Raw genomic sequence first — 15,572 nt, 5'->3', positions numbered from 1 at the left:
CCGGCGCCGCAGGGTGGGCGGAGCCGTGCGGACAGCTATTTCATACCATCTGGGCAAATTTGATGGCACGACGCTTGCATGGCGAAATTTGCCGGGTATCCACCGATAGCCCTCCTTTTTTGACCGTATGGATAATTTAAGCCACCGCCACGCCCGGCGGCACGAGGTACACCCACGATGAATCCGCCGCCCCTGCGCAGCCGCTTCTGGTCCGACCTGACCAGCGAAGAGTTCTCCCGCCTCGACCGCGAACGGCTCATCGCCGTGCTGCCGGTGGGCGCCACCGAGCAGCACGGCCCACATCTGCCGATGTCGACCGACACCGCCACCATCGACGGCATGGTGCGCGCCACGCTGCCGCACCTGCCCGCCGACCTGCCGGTGCTGTTCCTGCCCACCGTGCCCTACGGCAAGAGCAACGAGCACTCGCGCTACCCCGGCACGCTCACCGTGTCGGCGAACACGCTGATCTCGATGTGGAAGGACATCGGCGCCTGTGTCGCGAAGGCCGGCGTGCGCAAGCTGGTGCTCTACAACAGCCACGGCGGCCAGATGAGCGTGATGGACATCGTCGCGCGCGACCTGCGCGAGGAGCACGACATGATGGTCGTGGCCGCCAACTGGTACACGCTGGGCCTGCCCGAGGGCCTGTTCACGGCGCATGAAGGCAGGCACGGCATCCATGCCGGCGACCTCGAAAGCTCGGTGATGCTGCACCTCACGCCCGACTACGTGCGCAAAGACCAGTTCCAGAACTTCAGTTCCATGACCGAGCGGCTGGCCGAGGAGAACAAGTTTCTCTCGATCACGCCCAGCGGCAAGCTCGGCTGGCAGATGCACGACATCAACCCCGCGGGCGCCGCCGGCGACGCAACGCGCGCCACCGCCGAGAAGGGCGCCGCCGTGCTCGACCACGTGGGCCGCCGCTTCGTCGAGCTGCTGCAGGAGGTCGACCGCTTCCCGCTCTCGCGCCTGGCCAACCAGCCCGCCTGGAAATGAGCGCCGACGCCACCACCGCCGCCGGCACGCCGCTGGTCGGCCTGCGCAACGTCAGCAAGCGTTTCGCCAACGGCACGCTCGCGCTGCAGGGCATGTCGCTGGACATCGGCGAGCACGACTTCATCAGCTTCCTCGGCCCCTCGGGCTGCGGCAAGAGCACGGCGCTGCGCCTCATCGCGGGGCTCACGCGCCTGAGTTCGGGCGATATGCACTGGAGCGGCGCCGCCGCCGGCACAACGAAGGGCGGCAAGACCGACCGCGACCTGGGCTTCGTGTTCCAGGAGCCCACGCTCATGCCCTGGGCCAAGGTGTTCGACAACGTCTGGCTGCCGCTGAAGCTCGCCGGCACCAGCCGAGACGCCGCCGCGCCGGTGGTGAAGCAGGCGCTGGAGATGGTTGGCCTCTCGCGCTTCGCCGACGTGTATCCGCGCGAGCTTTCCGGCGGCATGAAGATGCGCGTGTCGATCGCGCGCGCGCTGGTCACGCACCCGCGCCTCCTGCTGATGGACGAGCCCTTCGCCGCGCTCGACGAGATGACGCGCATCAAGCTCAACAACGACCTGCTGGCCATCTGGCGCGAGCACCGCTTCTCGGTGGTGTTCGTCACGCACAGCGTGTACGAGTCGGTGTATCTCTCGAACCGCATCGTGGTGATGGCCGCGCGGCCCGGCCGCGTGATCGACGAGATCCGCATCGACGAGCCCTATCCGCGCGGCGAAGACTTCCGCACATCCAGCCGTTACAACGCGCACTGCACCGCCGTGTCGCAATCCCTGCATGGAGCCCTGCATGGCGTCGACATCGATCACTGAGCCCGCCGTCGCCGTACCCGCTTCCGAAGCGGACGCCGCGCCTTCCGAGGCCGCGCTGCGCGCGCACGAGGACCGGCTGCGCCGGCGCGAGTCGATGCTGCGCATCGTGGTGCCCGCGGCCATCGTCGCGCTGCTGCTGCTGGCGTGGGAATGGACGGTTCGCGCCAACAACATCCCGCACTACATCCTGCCCGCGCCCTCGCTCATCATCCGCACGCTGTTCGACAACTGGGAGTCGCTCTCCAGCGCGCTGTGGTTCACCGTCAAGCTCACGCTGCTGGCGCTGGTCGCGGCCATCGTGGGCGGCGTGCTGCTGGCCATTGCCTTCGCGCTGTTCAAGTGGGTGGAGATCGGCCTGTTCCCCATCGCGGTGATCCTGCAGGTGACGCCGATCATCGCGATCGCGCCGCTGATCCTGATCTACGTGTCGAGCACCACGGCCGCGCTCTTGCTGTGCGCATGGATCGTGGCCTTCTTCCCGATCTTGTCGAACACGGTCATCGGCCTGAAGAGCGCCGACAGCAACCTGCGCGACCTGTTCCAGCTCTACAAGGCCTCGCCCTGGCAGACCTTCCGCTACCTGCTCGCGCCGAGCGCGCTGCCCTACTTCATGGCGGGCCTGAAGATCGCGGGCGGGCTGAGCCTGATCGGCGCGGTGGTGGCCGAGTTCACCGCCGGCACGGCGGGCAAGGAGACGGGGCTGGCCTCGCGCATCCTCGAATCGAGCTTCCGCACCGAGATCCCGATGATGTTCGCGGCGCTGCTGCTGGTGTCCCTGCTGGGCATCGTGATCTTCATCGTGTTCGCGGCACTGTCGCGCCTGGTGTTGGGCCACTGGCACGAAAGCGAGATGCGCCGTGAACGCTAGGACGCCCACCCCTGCGCCGGCAGTCGACTGGGACGCCGTGCGCGCGGACCTGCGCGGCCTCAACGTGATCACCGCGCCGGGCCAGCGCAAGCAGCTGTCGAAGGACTTCTACTGGTACAGCCCCATCCTCACCGCGCAGCTCGCGGGCTGCGTGGCCGACCTGGTGGTGAAGGTCGGCACCGAGGACGACGTGCGCCAGGCCGCGGGCGTGGCCGCGAAGTGGAAGCTGCCGCTCACCGTGCGCGCGGGCGGCACCGGCAACTACGGCCAGTGCGTGCCGCTGGAAGGCGGCATCGTGCTCGACGTGACGCAGATGTGCCGCGTGCTCGACATCCAGCCCGGCAGCATCCGCGTGGAGGCCGGCGCGCGCATGCACGACATCGACCTCGCCGCGCGCGAGACCGGGCAGGCGCTGCGCATGTGGCCCTCGACCTGGCACGTGGCCTCCATCGGCGGCTTCATCGCGGGCGGCTTCGGCGGCATCGGCTCGTTCCGCCACGGCATCCTGCGCGACCCCGGCAACCTGCTGCGCGCGCGCGTGATGACGGTGGAGCGCGAGCCGCGCGTCATCGAGCTGCACGGCGACGAGATCCAGCAGGTGCACCATGCCTACGGCACCAACGGCGTGATCCTCGACGTGGAAGTGGCGCTGAGCCCGGCCGTCGACTGGGTGCACTGCACGGTGCTCTTCGAAAGCTACCGCGGCGCGCTCGACTTCGGCATCGCCGCGCAGGCGCCCTCGCTCGACATCTTCCTGCTCTCGACGGTGGAGGCGCGCTTCTCGCCCTACTACACCGCCATGCGCGACCGCTTCCCCGCCGACCGGCACGCGGTGTTCGCGATGGTCTCGCCCGAGTCGATGGCCGACTTCCGCGCGCTCGCCGCGGCGCAGGGCGGCACCATCTCGGTGGCTGGCACCGAGGCCGAGCTGCTCGCCGAAGGACTGCCGCCGGCCTACGAGTGCGCCTTCAACCACACCACGCTGCAGGCGCTGAAGGCCGACCGCGGCTGGACCTACCTGCAGGTGGCCTACGCGCAGCCCTTCGATCCGTCGGTGGTCGAGCGGCACCTTCAAATCTTCGGCGACGACGTGCTGCAGCACCAGGACTTCGCGCGCGCCAACGGCGAGTGCGGCACCTTCGGCATCCTGCTGGTGCGCTGGAAGGGCGAGGCGCACCAGTACGAGGTGATCCGCGAGATCGAGTCGCAGGGCGGCTGCGTGATCTTCAACCCGCACGTCGTCACCATCGAGGACGGCGGCATGAAGACCATCGACACGCAGCAGATCGAGTTCAAGAAGCGCAGCGACCCCATGGGCCTGATGAACCCCGGAAAAACACGCGGATGGCGTGCCGACATGGCCGTCGGGCGCTGAAAAGCCTTAGTCTCCGCATCCCGTACTTTTCAACGAAACCTCCACAGGAGCACGTTCCCATGCGCATTCCCGCCTTCGCCCTCCGTCCGCTCGTTCTCGGCCTCGCCCTCGCGGGCGCCGCCTTCGCCGCGCAGGCGCAGGAAAAAGTGGTGTTCGCCACCAACTGGAAGGCGCAGGCCGGCCACGGCGGCTTCTACCAGGCGCTGGTGGACGGCACCTACAAGAAGTACGGCCTCGACGTCGACATCCAGCAGGGCGGCCCGATGGTCAACAACCGGCCGATGCTGCCGGCCGGCAAGGTCGACTTCCTGATGACCGGCAACCTGCTGCAGTCCTTCGACAACGTGAAGAACGGCGTGCCCACCGTGGTGGTTGCGGCCTTCTTCCAGAAAGACCCGCAGGCCATGTTCGCGCACCCCGGCCAGGGCTTCGACACCTTCAAGGACATGACCAAGGCGCCGGTGGCCTTCATCGGCAAGGACGGCCAGTTCAGCTTCTGGCAGTGGATGAAGTCGGAGCACGGCTTCAAGGACTCGCAGCTCAAGCCCTACACCTTCAACGTGGGCCCCTTCCTGGCCGACAAGAAGTCCATTCAACAGGGCTACGCCATCTCGGAACCGCTGTCTATCAAGGCGCAGGCCGGTTTCGACCCGGTGGTGCAGCTGCTGGCCGACAACGGCTTCTCGACCTACTCCACCACCATCGAGACGCGCGCCGACCTGGTGAAGACCAAGCCCGAGACGGTGCGCAAGTTCATCGAGGCATCGATCATCGGCTGGAACAACTACCTCTACGGCGACAACAAGGCCGCCAACGAGATGATCGCCAGGATCAACCCCGACTCGCCCGTGGCCTCCTCGCAGGGCTCCATCGAGCTGATGAAGAAGATGGGCATCGTCGACAGCGGCGAGTCGCTCACCAAGGGCATCGGCGCGATGGACGAGGCCCGCGTGAAGGACTTCTACGACAAGATGGTCAAGGCCGGCCTGTACAAGCCCGGCGAGGTCGACCTGTCGAAGGTGGTCACCACGCAGTTCGTGAACAAGGGCGTCGGCATCGACGTGCGCAAGAAGCTCACGGGCAAGTAGGCACACCGGTTTTTTCCCGCGGGTCGCGCGGGGCTTGCGCCGGGGTCAGATGCCGGCGCCTGGGTTGCCATAAGGCACCGCGCGGCCTTTCACCCCCTGGGCTCTGACCCCGTCTCGCCGGCGGCCAACAACCGCCGGGCGAACCGGCCCTCAACCATGAAAACGCTCGTCGTCCATTGCCATCCGAATCCTGACAGCTTCAACCACGCGCTCTACCGCACCGCCCTCGAGGCGCTCCAGCCGCGACATCCCGTCAAGGCCATCGACCTGTACGCCGAGGGCTTCGACCCCACGCTGACATGCGAAGAGCGCATCGCCTACCTCGACAACCCCGACCTGATACGCGAACGTGTGAAACCCCACGTCGAAGCACTGCTGTGGGCCGAGCACCTGGTGTTCGTGTTTCCCACCTGGTTCCACGGGCCGCCGTCGATGCTCAAGGGCTGGCTCGAACGGGTGTGGCTGCCGGGCGTGGCTTTCCTGCCCGCGCAACGCAAGGGACAGCTCGCAAGGTCGGGCATGCGGCACATCAGGCGGCTCACGGTGGTGACCACCGGCGGCTCGCCGCGCTGGTTCGTGATGGTCATCGGCGACCCGGGCAGGCGGCTCTTCACGCGGGCGCTGCGCGCGCTGTTCGCGTGGCGCTGCAAGGTGACGTGGCTGCAGCTGCACGACATGAACGCCGTCACCGCGAGCGACCGCACCCATTTCATCGAACGCGTCTCGCGCAAGCTGGGCAGCATCTAGGCGGCAGAAACGACCGCAGGGAGACACATCCATGAGCCTCGAACGCACGCTCACCGTCCGCGTCGAACGCATCTCGCGCCAGACGCCGGAAATCCTGGCCTTCGAACTGGCCCACCCGTGGGGCCGGCCGCTGCCTTCCTACGAGGCCGGCGCGCACATCGACGTGCACATGCCGGGCGGCTTCTCGCGCCAGTACTCGCTGGCGCGCGCGCCATCGGCCGCCGGCGCGGGGCGCTACGTGATCGGCGTGAAGCGCGAGCTCGCGAGCCGCGGCGGCTCGGCCTCGATGCACGAGCGCGTGCGCGAGGGCGACCTGCTGCCGATCAGCGCGCCGCGCAACACCTTCCCGCTGCGCGAGGAGGCCGCTCACCACCTGCTGCTGGCCGGCGGCATCGGCATGACGCCGCTGCTGGCGATGGCGCAGGCGCTGGCCGCGCGCGGCGCCGCCTTCACGCTTTGCGTGTTCGCGCGCAGCGAGGAGCACCTGGCCTTTGCCGATGCGCTGCGCGCGCCGGCGCTGGCGCCGCACCTGCGGCTGCACCTGGACCAGGGCGATGCCTCTTCGCAGCGCATCGACCTGCGCTCGCTGCTGGCCGAGCGCGCGCCCGGCACGCACCTGTACGTGTGCGGCCCCGGCGGCTTCATGCAGGCGGTGCGCGACGCCGCCGCGCACTGGCCCGAGGATGCGCTGCACGCCGAGTACTTCGCCGCGCCAGCCGACGCGGGCGCCGTCACCGGCCTGCCCTTCACGCTGAAGCTCGCGCGGCGCGGCATCACGGTGCCGGTGGCGGCCGACCAGACCGCCGTCGACGCGCTGCACGAGGTCGGCATCGACATTCCGGTGTCGTGCCAGCAGGGGCTGTGCGGCACCTGCGTGGTCGAGGGCGACGGCGAGGGCGCCGAGCACCGCGACTTCTGCCTCACGGGCAGCGAGCGCCGCCACAAGGTGGCGCTGTGCTGCTCGCGCGCCAAGGGGCTGGAACTGGAACTGCAGCTGTGAACGCACGCGCCGCGATCACGGAAGAGAGCGAAAGCGAAGCCCCCGCCACGCGCGGCCGCTCGCGCAAGTACACGCAGGTGCTCGGCCTCATCAACCAGGCCGCCATCGAGGTGTTCGCGAGCGAGGGGCTGGCCGGCGCGTCGACCCAGGCCATCGCCGACAAGGCGGGACTCTCGAAGGCGCAGCTGCACTACTACATCGACAGCAAGGAGGCGCTGTACCGCCAGGTGCTGCAGGACATCCTCAACGACTGGATCGTGGTGTTCGGCTTCAGCGACGAGGCCTTCGGCCCGCGCAAGGTGCTGGGCGACCTGATCCGCCGCAAGATGATGTTCTCGTTCGAGCATCCGCTGCGCTCGCGCATCTTCACCGCCGAGATGCTGCGCGGCGCGCCCGTCATCAACGACATGATGGAGACGAGCAAACAGCGCACCGAGCAGGCCGCCGCCGTGATCCGCAACTGGATGAGCCAGGGCCTGATGGACGAGGCCGACCCGATGCTGGTGCTGTTCCACATCTGGGCCGTGACCCAGTTCTACGCCGACCACGCGACGCAGGCCGCCTACTTCCGCGACACCGCCCAGCAGGGTGAGGACAAGGACCGGCGCTACCTGATCGAGCAGGTGACCGAGTTCCTGCTCAAGGGCGCGGGCGTCAGGTAGACGAGGAAGACGACGAGAAGGAGGTCCGGGGCAGGTACATCGTCGCCTCGACTTCCACCAGCACCTCGTCGCCCGGCAGGAAGCGCGACACCTCCACCACCGTGCTCACCGGCGGCTCGCCCGGATAGAACAGGCCGCGCACGCGGTTGTAGAAGGCGTAGTGCGGCAGGTGGCGGAAGTACTGCACCAGCTTCACCACGTCTTCCATCGTGCCGCCGTGCTCGGCCGCGATCTGGCGGATGCGCTCCAGCACGAACCAGCTCTGCGCGACGATGGGCGCCTCGAACACGTCCACCGACATCTGGCCGGTGGCGTAGCCCACGCTCTGCAGCGCGGTGCGCGCCTCTTCGGGAATGGCGTCGTAGCCGGCGACCGCGCGGCGCGTGGCCGGGTCGACGGCGACCACGCCGCTCATGAAGACGAAATCGCCCACGCGCTTGGCGGCCGCGTAGTTGGCCATCGGCTTGCCCATGCTCATCGTTCGTTGCTCTCCAGTGGCTGGCCGGCGCGGATGACGGTGCGTTGCCGTCCGCGCGGGCCGATCAGTTCGTGTTCCCCGGTGGCCGACAGCACCAGCAGGTCGGCCGGGCAGCCCGGCGCGATGCGTCCGTCCCACGCGAGCCCCAGCGCCTTCGCGGGGCTCACGGTGATGGTGTCGAGCCAGTCGTCGGCCGGCGCAAGATGCGCCGCCTGCACGCCGAGGCCGAAGGTCTCCAGCAGGTCGTAGCTGCCGTAGGGATAGAAGGCGTCCTGCACGTTGTCGGTCGCCAGGCTCGCACGCAAGCCCCGTGCCGCCGCCTCGCGGATGCGCGTGATGCCGCGCTGCACCGGCGTGCGGTCCCACGCGCCCTGCAGGTAGAGGTTGGTGGTGGGCAGCGCGACGATGTGGATGCCCGCGCCCGCGCACAGCGCCAGCGTTTCGGCGGCCACGGCGTCTTCCTGCACCGAGAGCGAGCAGGCATGACCGCAGACAACGCCCTGCCTGAAGTCGCGCGCACGCACCAGCTGGGCGATGCTGCGCAGGCCGGTGGCCTCGACGTCCAGGCCTTCGTCGACGTGGAAGTCCAGCGCCAGTCCGTGCTGCTGCGCGAGGTCGAACACGCGGCCCAGCTTGTGGACGATGCCCTCGTTGCGATAGACGAAGGCGCCGAGCACGCCCCCCGCGCGCCTCACCTCGCGCGCGATGCGCTCGCCCGCCGCCATGTCGGCGAACAGGTCCAGCGGCGTGAGCGAGACGAACTGCAGCTCGATGCGCCCGCGCCATTCCTCGCGCAGCGCCTCGAACACCGCCAGCGCGGCCGGCGGCTCGGGCTGCACCCAGTCGAGGTGCGTGCGCAGCGCGCGCGTGCCCGACAGCCAGGCGTCGTGCAGCGCGCGCTCCATGCGCAGGCGCAGCGACTCGCCGGTCCAGCTCTCGCGGTGGCGGTTCATGCGCTCGATGGCGACGAACAGGTTGCCCTGCGCGGCGCCCACGTCCTGCACGGTGTAGTTCTTGTCGATGTGCGCATGCGCCTCGACCAGTGCGCTCAGCAGCGTGCCCTTGGCTTGCTGCTGCGCACTGGGCGTGATGGAGGCGACCTTGTCGCCCTCGATGGTGACGTCGAACAGCTGCGCCTCGCCCGCCGCGAAGCCACGCAGCGGCGCCGGAATGCGCAGCGCTTCGAGCTTCATGCGTGCCGCTGCCGCCACTCGCGCAGCCAGCCCAGCCCGGCCGAGGTGCCGCCGGGCTCCGTGCCGCGCTTCGGCCGGTACTCGCAGCCGACCCAGCCCTGCCAGCCGCACTGCGCCGACACCTCGTCGAGCACGTCGAAGAGGTACGGGTAGTTCTGCTCGCCGATGTCGGGCTCGTTGCGGTCGGGCACGCCGGCGATCTGGATGTGGCCGACGCGGCCGGTCGGCAGGTACTTGCGGATCTTCATCGCCACGTCGCCCTCGACGATCTGGCAGTGGTACAGGTCCATCTGCACCTTGAGGTTGGGCGCGCCCACGGTCTCGACGATCTCGTGCGCATGGTCCTGCCGGTTGATGAAGAAGCCCGGGATGTCGCGCGTGTTGATCGGCTCGATCAGCACGTCGCGGCCCGCCTTGGCGGCCTCGGCGGCGGCCCAGCGCAGGTTGTCGACGTACACCGGCTGCAGCGCATCGCGCTGCTGGCCTGCGGGCACGAGGCCTGCCATGACGTGGATGCGCGGGCAGTCGAGCGCCACAGCGTAGTCGATGGCCTTGGCGATGCCTTCGCGGAACTCGGCCTCGCGCCCCGGCAGGCAGGCCAGGCCGCGCTCGCCGCCGTTCCAGTCGCCCGGCGGCCCGTTGAACAGCACCTGCTGCAGGCCATTGTGCTTCAGCCGGGCGACGATTTCTTCCTTGGCGAAGTCGTAGGGGAAGAGGTACTCCACGGCCTTGAAGCCGTCCTTCGCGGCGGCGTCGAAGCGGTCGAGGAAGGCGAGCTCCGGGTAGAGCATCGAGAGGTTGGCTGCGAATTGGGGCATGGGGTGTTTTTACTACCAGCGCGCGCCGAAAGTGCGGCGCAGTTCATCGATCTGTCGGGCATCCAGCGGCTGGGGCCTTGCGGCCTGCGCGAGCTGCTGGAGCCTGGCGGTTTCCTCGAGTTCCTCGAGCACGGCCATGGCGGCACCCGGTGTGTCGTGCCACACGTTGGGACCCAGGCGCGTGAGCATCACGGCGCGGATCGGCGTGCCGGCCGCGCCGAAGCGCCCGATGGCCTGGGCCACCTGTTCGGCTGCTTCGGGCGCGCCCGGGCGGTGATACGGGATGACCGGCACATGGCCCACCTTCATCACGAAATAGGGCGTGAGCGCGGGCAGCAGTTCGTCGCCGGGCGACTGCAGCGTGAGCGCCACGCAGTGCGTGCTGTGGGTGTGGATCACGCAGGCGGTGTTCGCATCGAAGCTGCGCGCGGCGGCATAGATGCGCGTGTGCAGCGCGATGGTCTTGCTGGCGCGGTCGCCGCCGGTCTGCCGGCCCTGCGCGTCGAGCCGCGCGAGCCGCGCCGGATCGAGGAAGCCGAGGCAGGCATCGGTGGGCGTGATGAGGAAGCCGCCGTCGTCCAGCCGCACGCTGATGTTGCCGGCCGTGGCGTGCACGTAGCCGCGCTCGAACAGGCTGCGGCCGACGCGGCAGATTTCCTCGCGGGCTTCGTTCTCGTTCATGCTCTCGGTCATCCGAGCACTGTAAATGCCTTGGTGAAGAAATCGTCGCTGCCGAAGTTGCCGGACTTCAGCGCGATGTGCACGCCGGCCTCCGGCGCGGCTTCGGAACGCGCATGGCACCACGGTACGCCGGGGTCGATCTGCGGGCCGATCTGCATCTGCGCGATGCCCAGCGCCTGCACGCAGGCACCCGAAGTCTCGCCGCCGGCCACCACCAGCCGGTGCACGCCCCTCTCGACCAGCCCGCGCGCGATGGCGGCGATGGTGCGCTCGACCATCGCGCCGGCCTCTTCCACGCCGAGCCGGCCCTGCACCGACTTCACGGCGCCGGCCTCGGCGGTGGAGTAGACGAGCACCGGGCCCTTGTCGATCAGCGGCGTGGCCCAGGCCAGTGCTTCGGCCGCTACGTCCACGCCCGCCGCGATGCGCAGCGGATCGATGGCCAGCGCCGCGCCGCCGCGCTGGATGAAGTCGAGCACCTGCCGGTTGGTGGCAAGCGAGCAACTGCCCGAGACCACCGCCGACTTGCCGCCCGCCTTGGGCAATGCGCTGGCCTGCGACGAGGGCGCAAGGCCGAAGTTGGCCGGCAGGCCGATCGCCACGCCCGAGCCCGCGGTGACCAGCGGCATCTTCGCGAGCGCCGGGCCCATGCGCAGCAGGTCGTCGTTCGAGACCGCGTCGACGATGGCGATCGAAACACCCTCGGCCTTGAGCTGCGCGATGCGCTCCCCGATGGCGACGGCGCCGCGCGCGACCACCGCGTAGTCGACCAGCCCCACCTTGCGCTTGCACTGCGCCTGCAGCACGCGCACGAGGTTCGGGTCGGTCATGGGCGTGAGCGGGTGGTTCTGCATGCCGCTCTCGTTGAGCAGCACGTCGCCCGCGAACAGGTAGCCCTTGAACACCGTGCGCTTGTTGTCGGGGAAGGCGGGCGTGGCGATGGTGAAGTCACATCCCACCGCGTCCATCAGCGCCTCGGTCACGGGGCCGATGTTGCCTTTGGGCGTGCTGTCGAAGGTGGAGCAGTACTTGAAGTAGATCTGCTTCGCACCCTGCGACTGCAGCCAGCGCAATGCATCGAGCGACTGCACGATGGCCTCGGCCGGCGCGATGGTGCGCGACTTGAGGGCGACCACCACAGCATCCACGTCGGCATCCAGCGGGCCTTTCGGCACCCCGATGGCCTGCACCACGCGCATGCCGGCGCGCACGAGGTTGTTGGCGAGGTCGGTGGCACCGGTGAAATCGTCGGCGATGCAGCCGAGCACGAGCTTGGACATGGCGTTCAGTCCTTCGCGATGGGCAGTTTCACGGCCTGCGCGTTCTCGCGCACGTAGTCGCGCAGGATCGCGTCGAAGCTCGCGTCGGCCTTCAGGCCCAGCGCCTCGGCGCGCGCGGCGTGGATGCGGCTGGGCCAGCTGGTGACGATCTTCGCGATGGCGGCATCGGGCTCCCAGTCGATCAGGCCGGTGGCTTCCTTGCCGGCGATGCGTTCGAGCGCCTGCGCCATCTCGCGCACGGTGGTGGTCAGCGCGGGCAGGTTGATGGCGGTGCGAGCACCCCACTCGGCGGCGCTGGCGGTGGCCGCGCGCACGATGCCGGCGACGGTGTTGCCGGGCGAGGCCAGCGCGACGGGCGTGTCGGGCGACACCGGGCAGCGCGCACGCTCGCCGGCCAGCGGCTCGCGCAGCATGCCGCTCAGGAAGCTGGAGGCCGCGCCGTTGGGCCGGCCGGGGCGCACCGATACCGTCATCAGCCGCACGTTGCGGCCCTGCACGAAGCCCTTGCGCGTGAAGTCGGCCACCAGCTGCTCGCCGATGAACTTCTGGATGCCGTAGCTGTTCTGCGGCGTCGGCAGCGTGGTGTCTTCGATCACCGCGGGCAGGCGCTGCTCGGGCGAATCGCCGAACACCGCGACCGAGCTGGAGAACACGAACACCGGCGAGTGGCCCGCGCGGCGCGCGGCTTCGAGCAGGCCGCGCGTGGCGTCGAGATTGCTGCGCATGCCGAGGTCGAAGTCGGCCTCGCACTCGCCGCTCACGGCGGCGGCGAGGTGGAACACGAGCTGCGTGTCGGCGATGGGCAGCGCGCCGTTCGCGAGCTGCTCCAGCAGGTCGCCCTGCACGAACTGCACGCGCGCGTCGGAAGCCAGGTCGGCGGGCGGCGGCACGCGGTCGGCCAGGGTGATGCGCGAGACGGGCTGCGCGGCCGATCCGGCCAGCGCGAGGCTGCCGCCCGCGAGCAGCGTGCGTGCGAGGCGGGCGCCCAGGAAGCCGCAGCCGCCGGTGATGAGGATGTTCATGTGCGTGTCTCTTCTTTCTTTCAGTCTTCTTTCTTCGGACCCGGCACCTCGATGCCGGGGAAGATCTTGATTACCGCGCTGTCGTCCTCGCGAGCGTAGCCCGCCGTCGAGGCCTGCATGAACATCTGGTGCGCGGTGGACGACAGCGGCAGCGGAAACTTGCTCGCGCGCGCCACGTCGAGCACCAGGCCCAGGTCCTTCACGAAGATGTCCACGGCCGACAGCGGCGTGTAGTCGCCCGCGAGCACGTGCGCCATGCGGTTCTCGAACATCCAGCTGTTGCCCGCGCTGTGGGTGATGACCTCGTACAGCGCCGCCGGGTCGACGCCCTCGCGCAGGCCCAGCGCCATGGCCTCGGCCGCCACCGCGATGTGCACGCCGGCCAGCAGCTGGTTGATGATCTTCACCTTGCTGCCCGCGCCCGCCTTGTCGCCCAGCCGGTAGACCTTGGCGGCCATGGCGTCGAGCACCGCCCCGGCCTTCTCGTACGCGGCGGGCCTGGCGGCGGTCATCATCGTCATCTGGCCGCTCGCGGCCTTGGCGGCGCCGCCGGAGATCGGCGCGTCGATGTAGAGGATGCCCAGCTTCTCCAGGCGCGCCTCCAGCGCCACCGACCAGTTCGGATCGACGGTGGAGCACATCACGAAGACGCTGCCGGGCTTCATCGACGCGGCGCAGCCGGGCGTGGTGCCGTCGCCGAACAGCACCGACTCGGTCTGCGCGGCGTTCACCACCACGCTGACCACGATGTCGCATTGCGCGCCGAGCTCGGCCAGCGTGGCGCAGGCCGTGCCGCCTTCGCGCGCGAAGGCTTCGGCGGCCTCGCGGCGCACGTCGAACACATGCGGCGCATGGCCCGCGCGGCGCAGCGACTGCGCCATGCCGGCGCCCATGGCGCCCAGGCCCACGAGGCCGACGACGGGGGTGGCAGCGGAGATGGTGGAAGGGGTCTTTTCTTGGTTCATTGCGTTGCTTCCGTTCAGTTGCAAGGCCGGGCACCCGGTGCGACGCGCCCCGTTCGGGAAACACCGCGGAACCGGCTTTGCCGGGCCGCAGGTGTTGCCCCCCGGCGAGGGGGTTGGCGCAGCGACACGAAGTGCGCGAAGCCTGGGGGTGTACTTCATCTAACGGTTGACCAGTTGCTTGGGCGTGAACCACACGCCGATGGCGCCGAGCACCAGCGCGCCGGCCAGCACGTACATGCCGATCTGCGTGCTGCCCGTGAGGTCCTTCAGGTAGCCGATGAGGTAGGGGCTCACGAAGCCCGCGAGGTTGCCCACCGAGTTGATGGCGGCGATGCCCGCGGCGGCGGCGGTGCCCGTGAGGAAGGCGGTGGGCAGCGACCAGAACAGCGGTGCGCAGGTCAGCACGCCGGCCGCGGCGAGCGAGAGGAACGCCAGCGACACGGCCGTGTTCTGCGTGTACGAAGCGGCCACGGTGAAGCCCACGGCACCCATCATGGCCGGCACGATCAGGTGCCAGCGGCGCTCCTGGCGGCGGTCGGCGCTGCGGCCGAAGAGGTTCATCGCGACGATGGCGCAGAGGAACGGAATCGCGCTGAGCAGCCCGATGTTCAGGTTGCCCTGCACGCCCGTGGCCTTGACCAGCGTGGGCAGCCAGAAGGTGAGTGCGTACTGGCCCATGACGAAGGCGAAGTAGATGAACGCCATCCACCAGATGCGCGCATCGCGGAACACGCCGGCCACCGAGTGCGGGCCCTTGGCGCCGTGGGCGGCGTCGTTCGCCACCTCGCGCTGCAGCAGGGCCTTTTCCTCGGCGCTGAGCCAGCGCGCCTGGGCGATGCCGTTGTCCAGGTACAGCAGCACCATCACGCCGATGAGCACGGCGGGGATGGCTTCGATGAGGAACATCCACTGCCAGCCGCTCATGGCCGACACGCCGTGGAAGCTGTCCATGATCCAGCCCGACAGCGGGTTGCCGAAGATGCCCGCCACCGGAATGGCCGACATGAACACCGCGATGATCCGCGCGCGCCGGTGCGCCGGGTACCAGTGCGTGAGGTAGAGGATCACGCCCGGATAGAAGCCCGCCTCGGCCAGCCCGAGCAGGAAGCGCAGGATGTAGAAGCTCGTGGGCGTCTTCACGAACATGAAGCAGGCCGACAGCAGGCCCCAGGTGATCATGATCCGCGCGATCCAGATGCGCGCGCCCACGCGGTTGAGCAGCAGGTTGCTCGGCACCTCGAACAGGAAGTAGCCCAGGAAGAAGATGCCCGCGCCAAGACCGAACACGGTTTCGCTGAAACCCAGGTCCTGGCCCATCTGCAGCTTGGCGAAGCCGACGTTCACGCGGTCGAGGTACGCGATCACGTAGCAGAGCATGAGGAAGGGCACGAGGCGCCAGAACACCTTGGAGTAGGCGCGCTTTTCGAGCGCGGCATCGGCGGCGGCGGGCGACATGGCGCTGGCCTGGAGGGTCGAGGAAGTCATGAGGAAGCTGCGTCTCGGATTATTTGTCAGGTCATCATACAAATCTGGCTTTTGCTGGCCGACCCGGGTAAACCCTCGGAACGGCCGCCTTCCGGCGCC

General features: G+C 69.0%; 16 protein-coding genes. 8 read left to right on the top strand and 8 right to left on the bottom strand.

The features are described 5' to 3' along the window. The first annotated feature begins 177 nt into the window (after nt 1–177). From EJP67_RS07625 to EJP67_RS07590, 8 genes are all read left to right on the top strand, one after another. Complete coding sequence (locus EJP67_RS07625; protein WP_126021094.1) at nt 178–999, top strand: creatininase family protein; 822 nt, start codon at nt 178–180, stop codon at nt 997–999. After that, on the top strand, nt 996–1,811 hold the full coding sequence (locus EJP67_RS07620) for an ABC transporter ATP-binding protein (protein WP_126021093.1): 816 nt from the start codon (nt 996–998) through the stop codon (nt 1,809–1,811). The genes EJP67_RS07625 and EJP67_RS07620 overlap by 4 nt, the downstream gene beginning before the upstream one ends. Further along, entirely contained in the window at nt 1,789–2,679 is an 891-nt protein-coding gene (locus tag EJP67_RS07615; RefSeq protein ID WP_184639415.1) for an ABC transporter permease, read from the top strand. The genes EJP67_RS07620 and EJP67_RS07615 overlap by 23 nt, the downstream gene beginning before the upstream one ends. Then, entirely contained in the window at nt 2,669–4,054 is a 1,386-nt protein-coding gene (locus EJP67_RS07610; protein ID WP_126021092.1) for an FAD-binding oxidoreductase, read from the top strand. Before EJP67_RS07615 ends, EJP67_RS07610 begins: the two co-directional genes overlap by 11 nt. Nucleotides 4,055–4,113: 59 nt before the next feature. Then, nucleotides 4,114–5,142 (top strand): ABC transporter substrate-binding protein, encoded by a 1,029-nt coding sequence (locus EJP67_RS07605; protein ID WP_126021091.1) that lies wholly within the window; start codon nt 4,114–4,116, stop codon nt 5,140–5,142. A 156-nt stretch (nt 5,143–5,298) separates the two neighbouring features. Next, the gene (locus EJP67_RS07600; protein ID WP_126021090.1) at nt 5,299–5,889 is read left to right on the top strand and encodes an NAD(P)H-dependent oxidoreductase; all 591 of its coding nucleotides are present in this window, start codon (nt 5,299–5,301) and stop codon (nt 5,887–5,889) included. Nucleotides 5,890–5,920: 31 nt separating this feature from the next. After that, nucleotides 5,921–6,889, top strand: a complete 969-nt coding sequence (locus EJP67_RS07595; RefSeq protein ID WP_126021089.1) for a PDR/VanB family oxidoreductase — start codon at nt 5,921–5,923, stop codon at nt 6,887–6,889. Beyond that, complete coding sequence (locus EJP67_RS07590; protein ID WP_126021088.1) at nt 6,886–7,551, top strand: TetR family transcriptional regulator C-terminal domain-containing protein; 666 nt, start codon at nt 6,886–6,888, stop codon at nt 7,549–7,551. The genes EJP67_RS07595 and EJP67_RS07590 overlap by 4 nt, the downstream gene beginning before the upstream one ends. Here EJP67_RS07590 and EJP67_RS07585 read toward each other — a convergent pair. The 8 genes from EJP67_RS07585 to EJP67_RS07550 form a co-directional block, all read right to left on the bottom strand. After that, nucleotides 7,544–8,029, bottom strand: coding sequence for a RidA family protein (locus EJP67_RS07585; protein WP_126021087.1), 486 nt, complete (start codon nt 8,027–8,029; stop codon nt 7,544–7,546). The two genes, EJP67_RS07590 and EJP67_RS07585, sit on opposite strands and share 8 nt — an antisense overlap. After that, a complete protein-coding gene (locus tag EJP67_RS07580; protein ID WP_126021086.1) occupies nt 8,026–9,222 on the bottom strand; it encodes an amidohydrolase family protein in 1,197 nt (398 codons plus the stop codon). The genes EJP67_RS07585 and EJP67_RS07580 overlap by 4 nt, the downstream gene beginning before the upstream one ends. Next, the gene (otnI, locus tag EJP67_RS07575; protein WP_126021085.1) at nt 9,219–10,040 is read right to left on the bottom strand and encodes a 2-oxo-tetronate isomerase; all 822 of its coding nucleotides are present in this window, start codon (nt 10,038–10,040) and stop codon (nt 9,219–9,221) included. The genes EJP67_RS07580 and otnI overlap by 4 nt, the downstream gene beginning before the upstream one ends. A gap of 12 nt (nt 10,041–10,052) precedes the next feature. Then, on the bottom strand, nt 10,053–10,721 hold the full coding sequence (locus tag EJP67_RS07570) for a class II aldolase/adducin family protein (protein ID WP_126021084.1): 669 nt from the start codon (nt 10,719–10,721) through the stop codon (nt 10,053–10,055). A gap of 8 nt (nt 10,722–10,729) precedes the next feature. Continuing rightward, nucleotides 10,730–12,001: a 3-oxo-tetronate kinase gene (gene otnK / locus EJP67_RS07565; RefSeq protein WP_126021083.1), complete on the bottom strand. Its 1,272-nt coding sequence runs from the start codon at nt 11,999–12,001 to the stop codon at nt 10,730–10,732. Between the two features lie 5 nt (nt 12,002–12,006). Continuing rightward, nucleotides 12,007–13,023 carry a D-erythronate dehydrogenase gene (gene denD, locus EJP67_RS07560; protein WP_126021082.1) on the bottom strand — a complete coding sequence of 339 codons (1,017 nt, stop codon included), beginning with the start codon at nt 13,021–13,023 and terminating at the stop codon, nt 12,007–12,009. A 20-nt stretch (nt 13,024–13,043) separates the two neighbouring features. After that, the gene (gene ltnD, locus EJP67_RS07555; RefSeq protein ID WP_126021081.1) at nt 13,044–13,988 is read right to left on the bottom strand and encodes an L-threonate dehydrogenase; all 945 of its coding nucleotides are present in this window, start codon (nt 13,986–13,988) and stop codon (nt 13,044–13,046) included. 159 nt (nt 13,989–14,147) lie between these two features. Further along, nucleotides 14,148–15,473, bottom strand: a complete 1,326-nt coding sequence (locus EJP67_RS07550; protein ID WP_126021080.1) for an MFS transporter — start codon at nt 15,471–15,473, stop codon at nt 14,148–14,150. Between the last annotated feature and the right edge of the window lie 99 nt (nt 15,474–15,572).

Source organism: Variovorax guangxiensis, from assembly GCF_003952165.1.
GTDB classification, from domain to species: Bacteria; Pseudomonadota; Gammaproteobacteria; order Burkholderiales; family Burkholderiaceae_C; genus Variovorax; species Variovorax guangxiensis.
The sequence above is the reverse complement of the archived record's forward strand: the minus strand, read 5'-3'. Positions and strand labels throughout refer to the sequence as shown.

Bases quoted from the DNA above. Each gene is read 5' to 3' on its own strand.
- EJP67_RS07625 (WP_126021094.1), top strand. From the start codon at position 178: ATGAATCCGCCGCCCCTGCGCAGCCGCTTCTGGTCCGACCTGACCAGC.
- EJP67_RS07620 (WP_126021093.1), top strand. From the start codon at position 996: ATGAGCGCCGACGCCACCACCGCCGCCGGCACGCCGCTGGTCGGCCTG.
- EJP67_RS07615 (WP_184639415.1), top strand. From the start codon at position 1,789: ATGGCGTCGACATCGATCACTGAGCCCGCCGTCGCCGTACCCGCTTCC.
- EJP67_RS07605 (WP_126021091.1), top strand. From the start codon at position 4,114: ATGCGCATTCCCGCCTTCGCCCTCCGTCCGCTCGTTCTCGGCCTCGCC.
- EJP67_RS07600 (WP_126021090.1), top strand. From the start codon at position 5,299: ATGAAAACGCTCGTCGTCCATTGCCATCCGAATCCTGACAGCTTCAAC.
- EJP67_RS07595 (WP_126021089.1), top strand. From the start codon at position 5,921: ATGAGCCTCGAACGCACGCTCACCGTCCGCGTCGAACGCATCTCGCGC.
- EJP67_RS07585 (WP_126021087.1), bottom strand. From the start codon at position 8,029: ATGAGCATGGGCAAGCCGATGGCCAACTACGCGGCCGCCAAGCGCGTG.
- EJP67_RS07580 (WP_126021086.1), bottom strand. From the start codon at position 9,222: ATGAAGCTCGAAGCGCTGCGCATTCCGGCGCCGCTGCGTGGCTTCGCG.
- otnI (WP_126021085.1), bottom strand. From the start codon at position 10,040: ATGCCCCAATTCGCAGCCAACCTCTCGATGCTCTACCCGGAGCTCGCC.
- EJP67_RS07570 (WP_126021084.1), bottom strand. From the start codon at position 10,721: ATGAACGAGAACGAAGCCCGCGAGGAAATCTGCCGCGTCGGCCGCAGC.
- otnK (WP_126021083.1), bottom strand. From the start codon at position 12,001: ATGTCCAAGCTCGTGCTCGGCTGCATCGCCGACGATTTCACCGGTGCC.
- denD (WP_126021082.1), bottom strand. From the start codon at position 13,023: ATGAACATCCTCATCACCGGCGGCTGCGGCTTCCTGGGCGCCCGCCTC.
- ltnD (WP_126021081.1), bottom strand. From the start codon at position 13,988: ATGAACCAAGAAAAGACCCCTTCCACCATCTCCGCTGCCACCCCCGTC.
- EJP67_RS07550 (WP_126021080.1), bottom strand. From the start codon at position 15,473: ATGACTTCCTCGACCCTCCAGGCCAGCGCCATGTCGCCCGCCGCCGCC.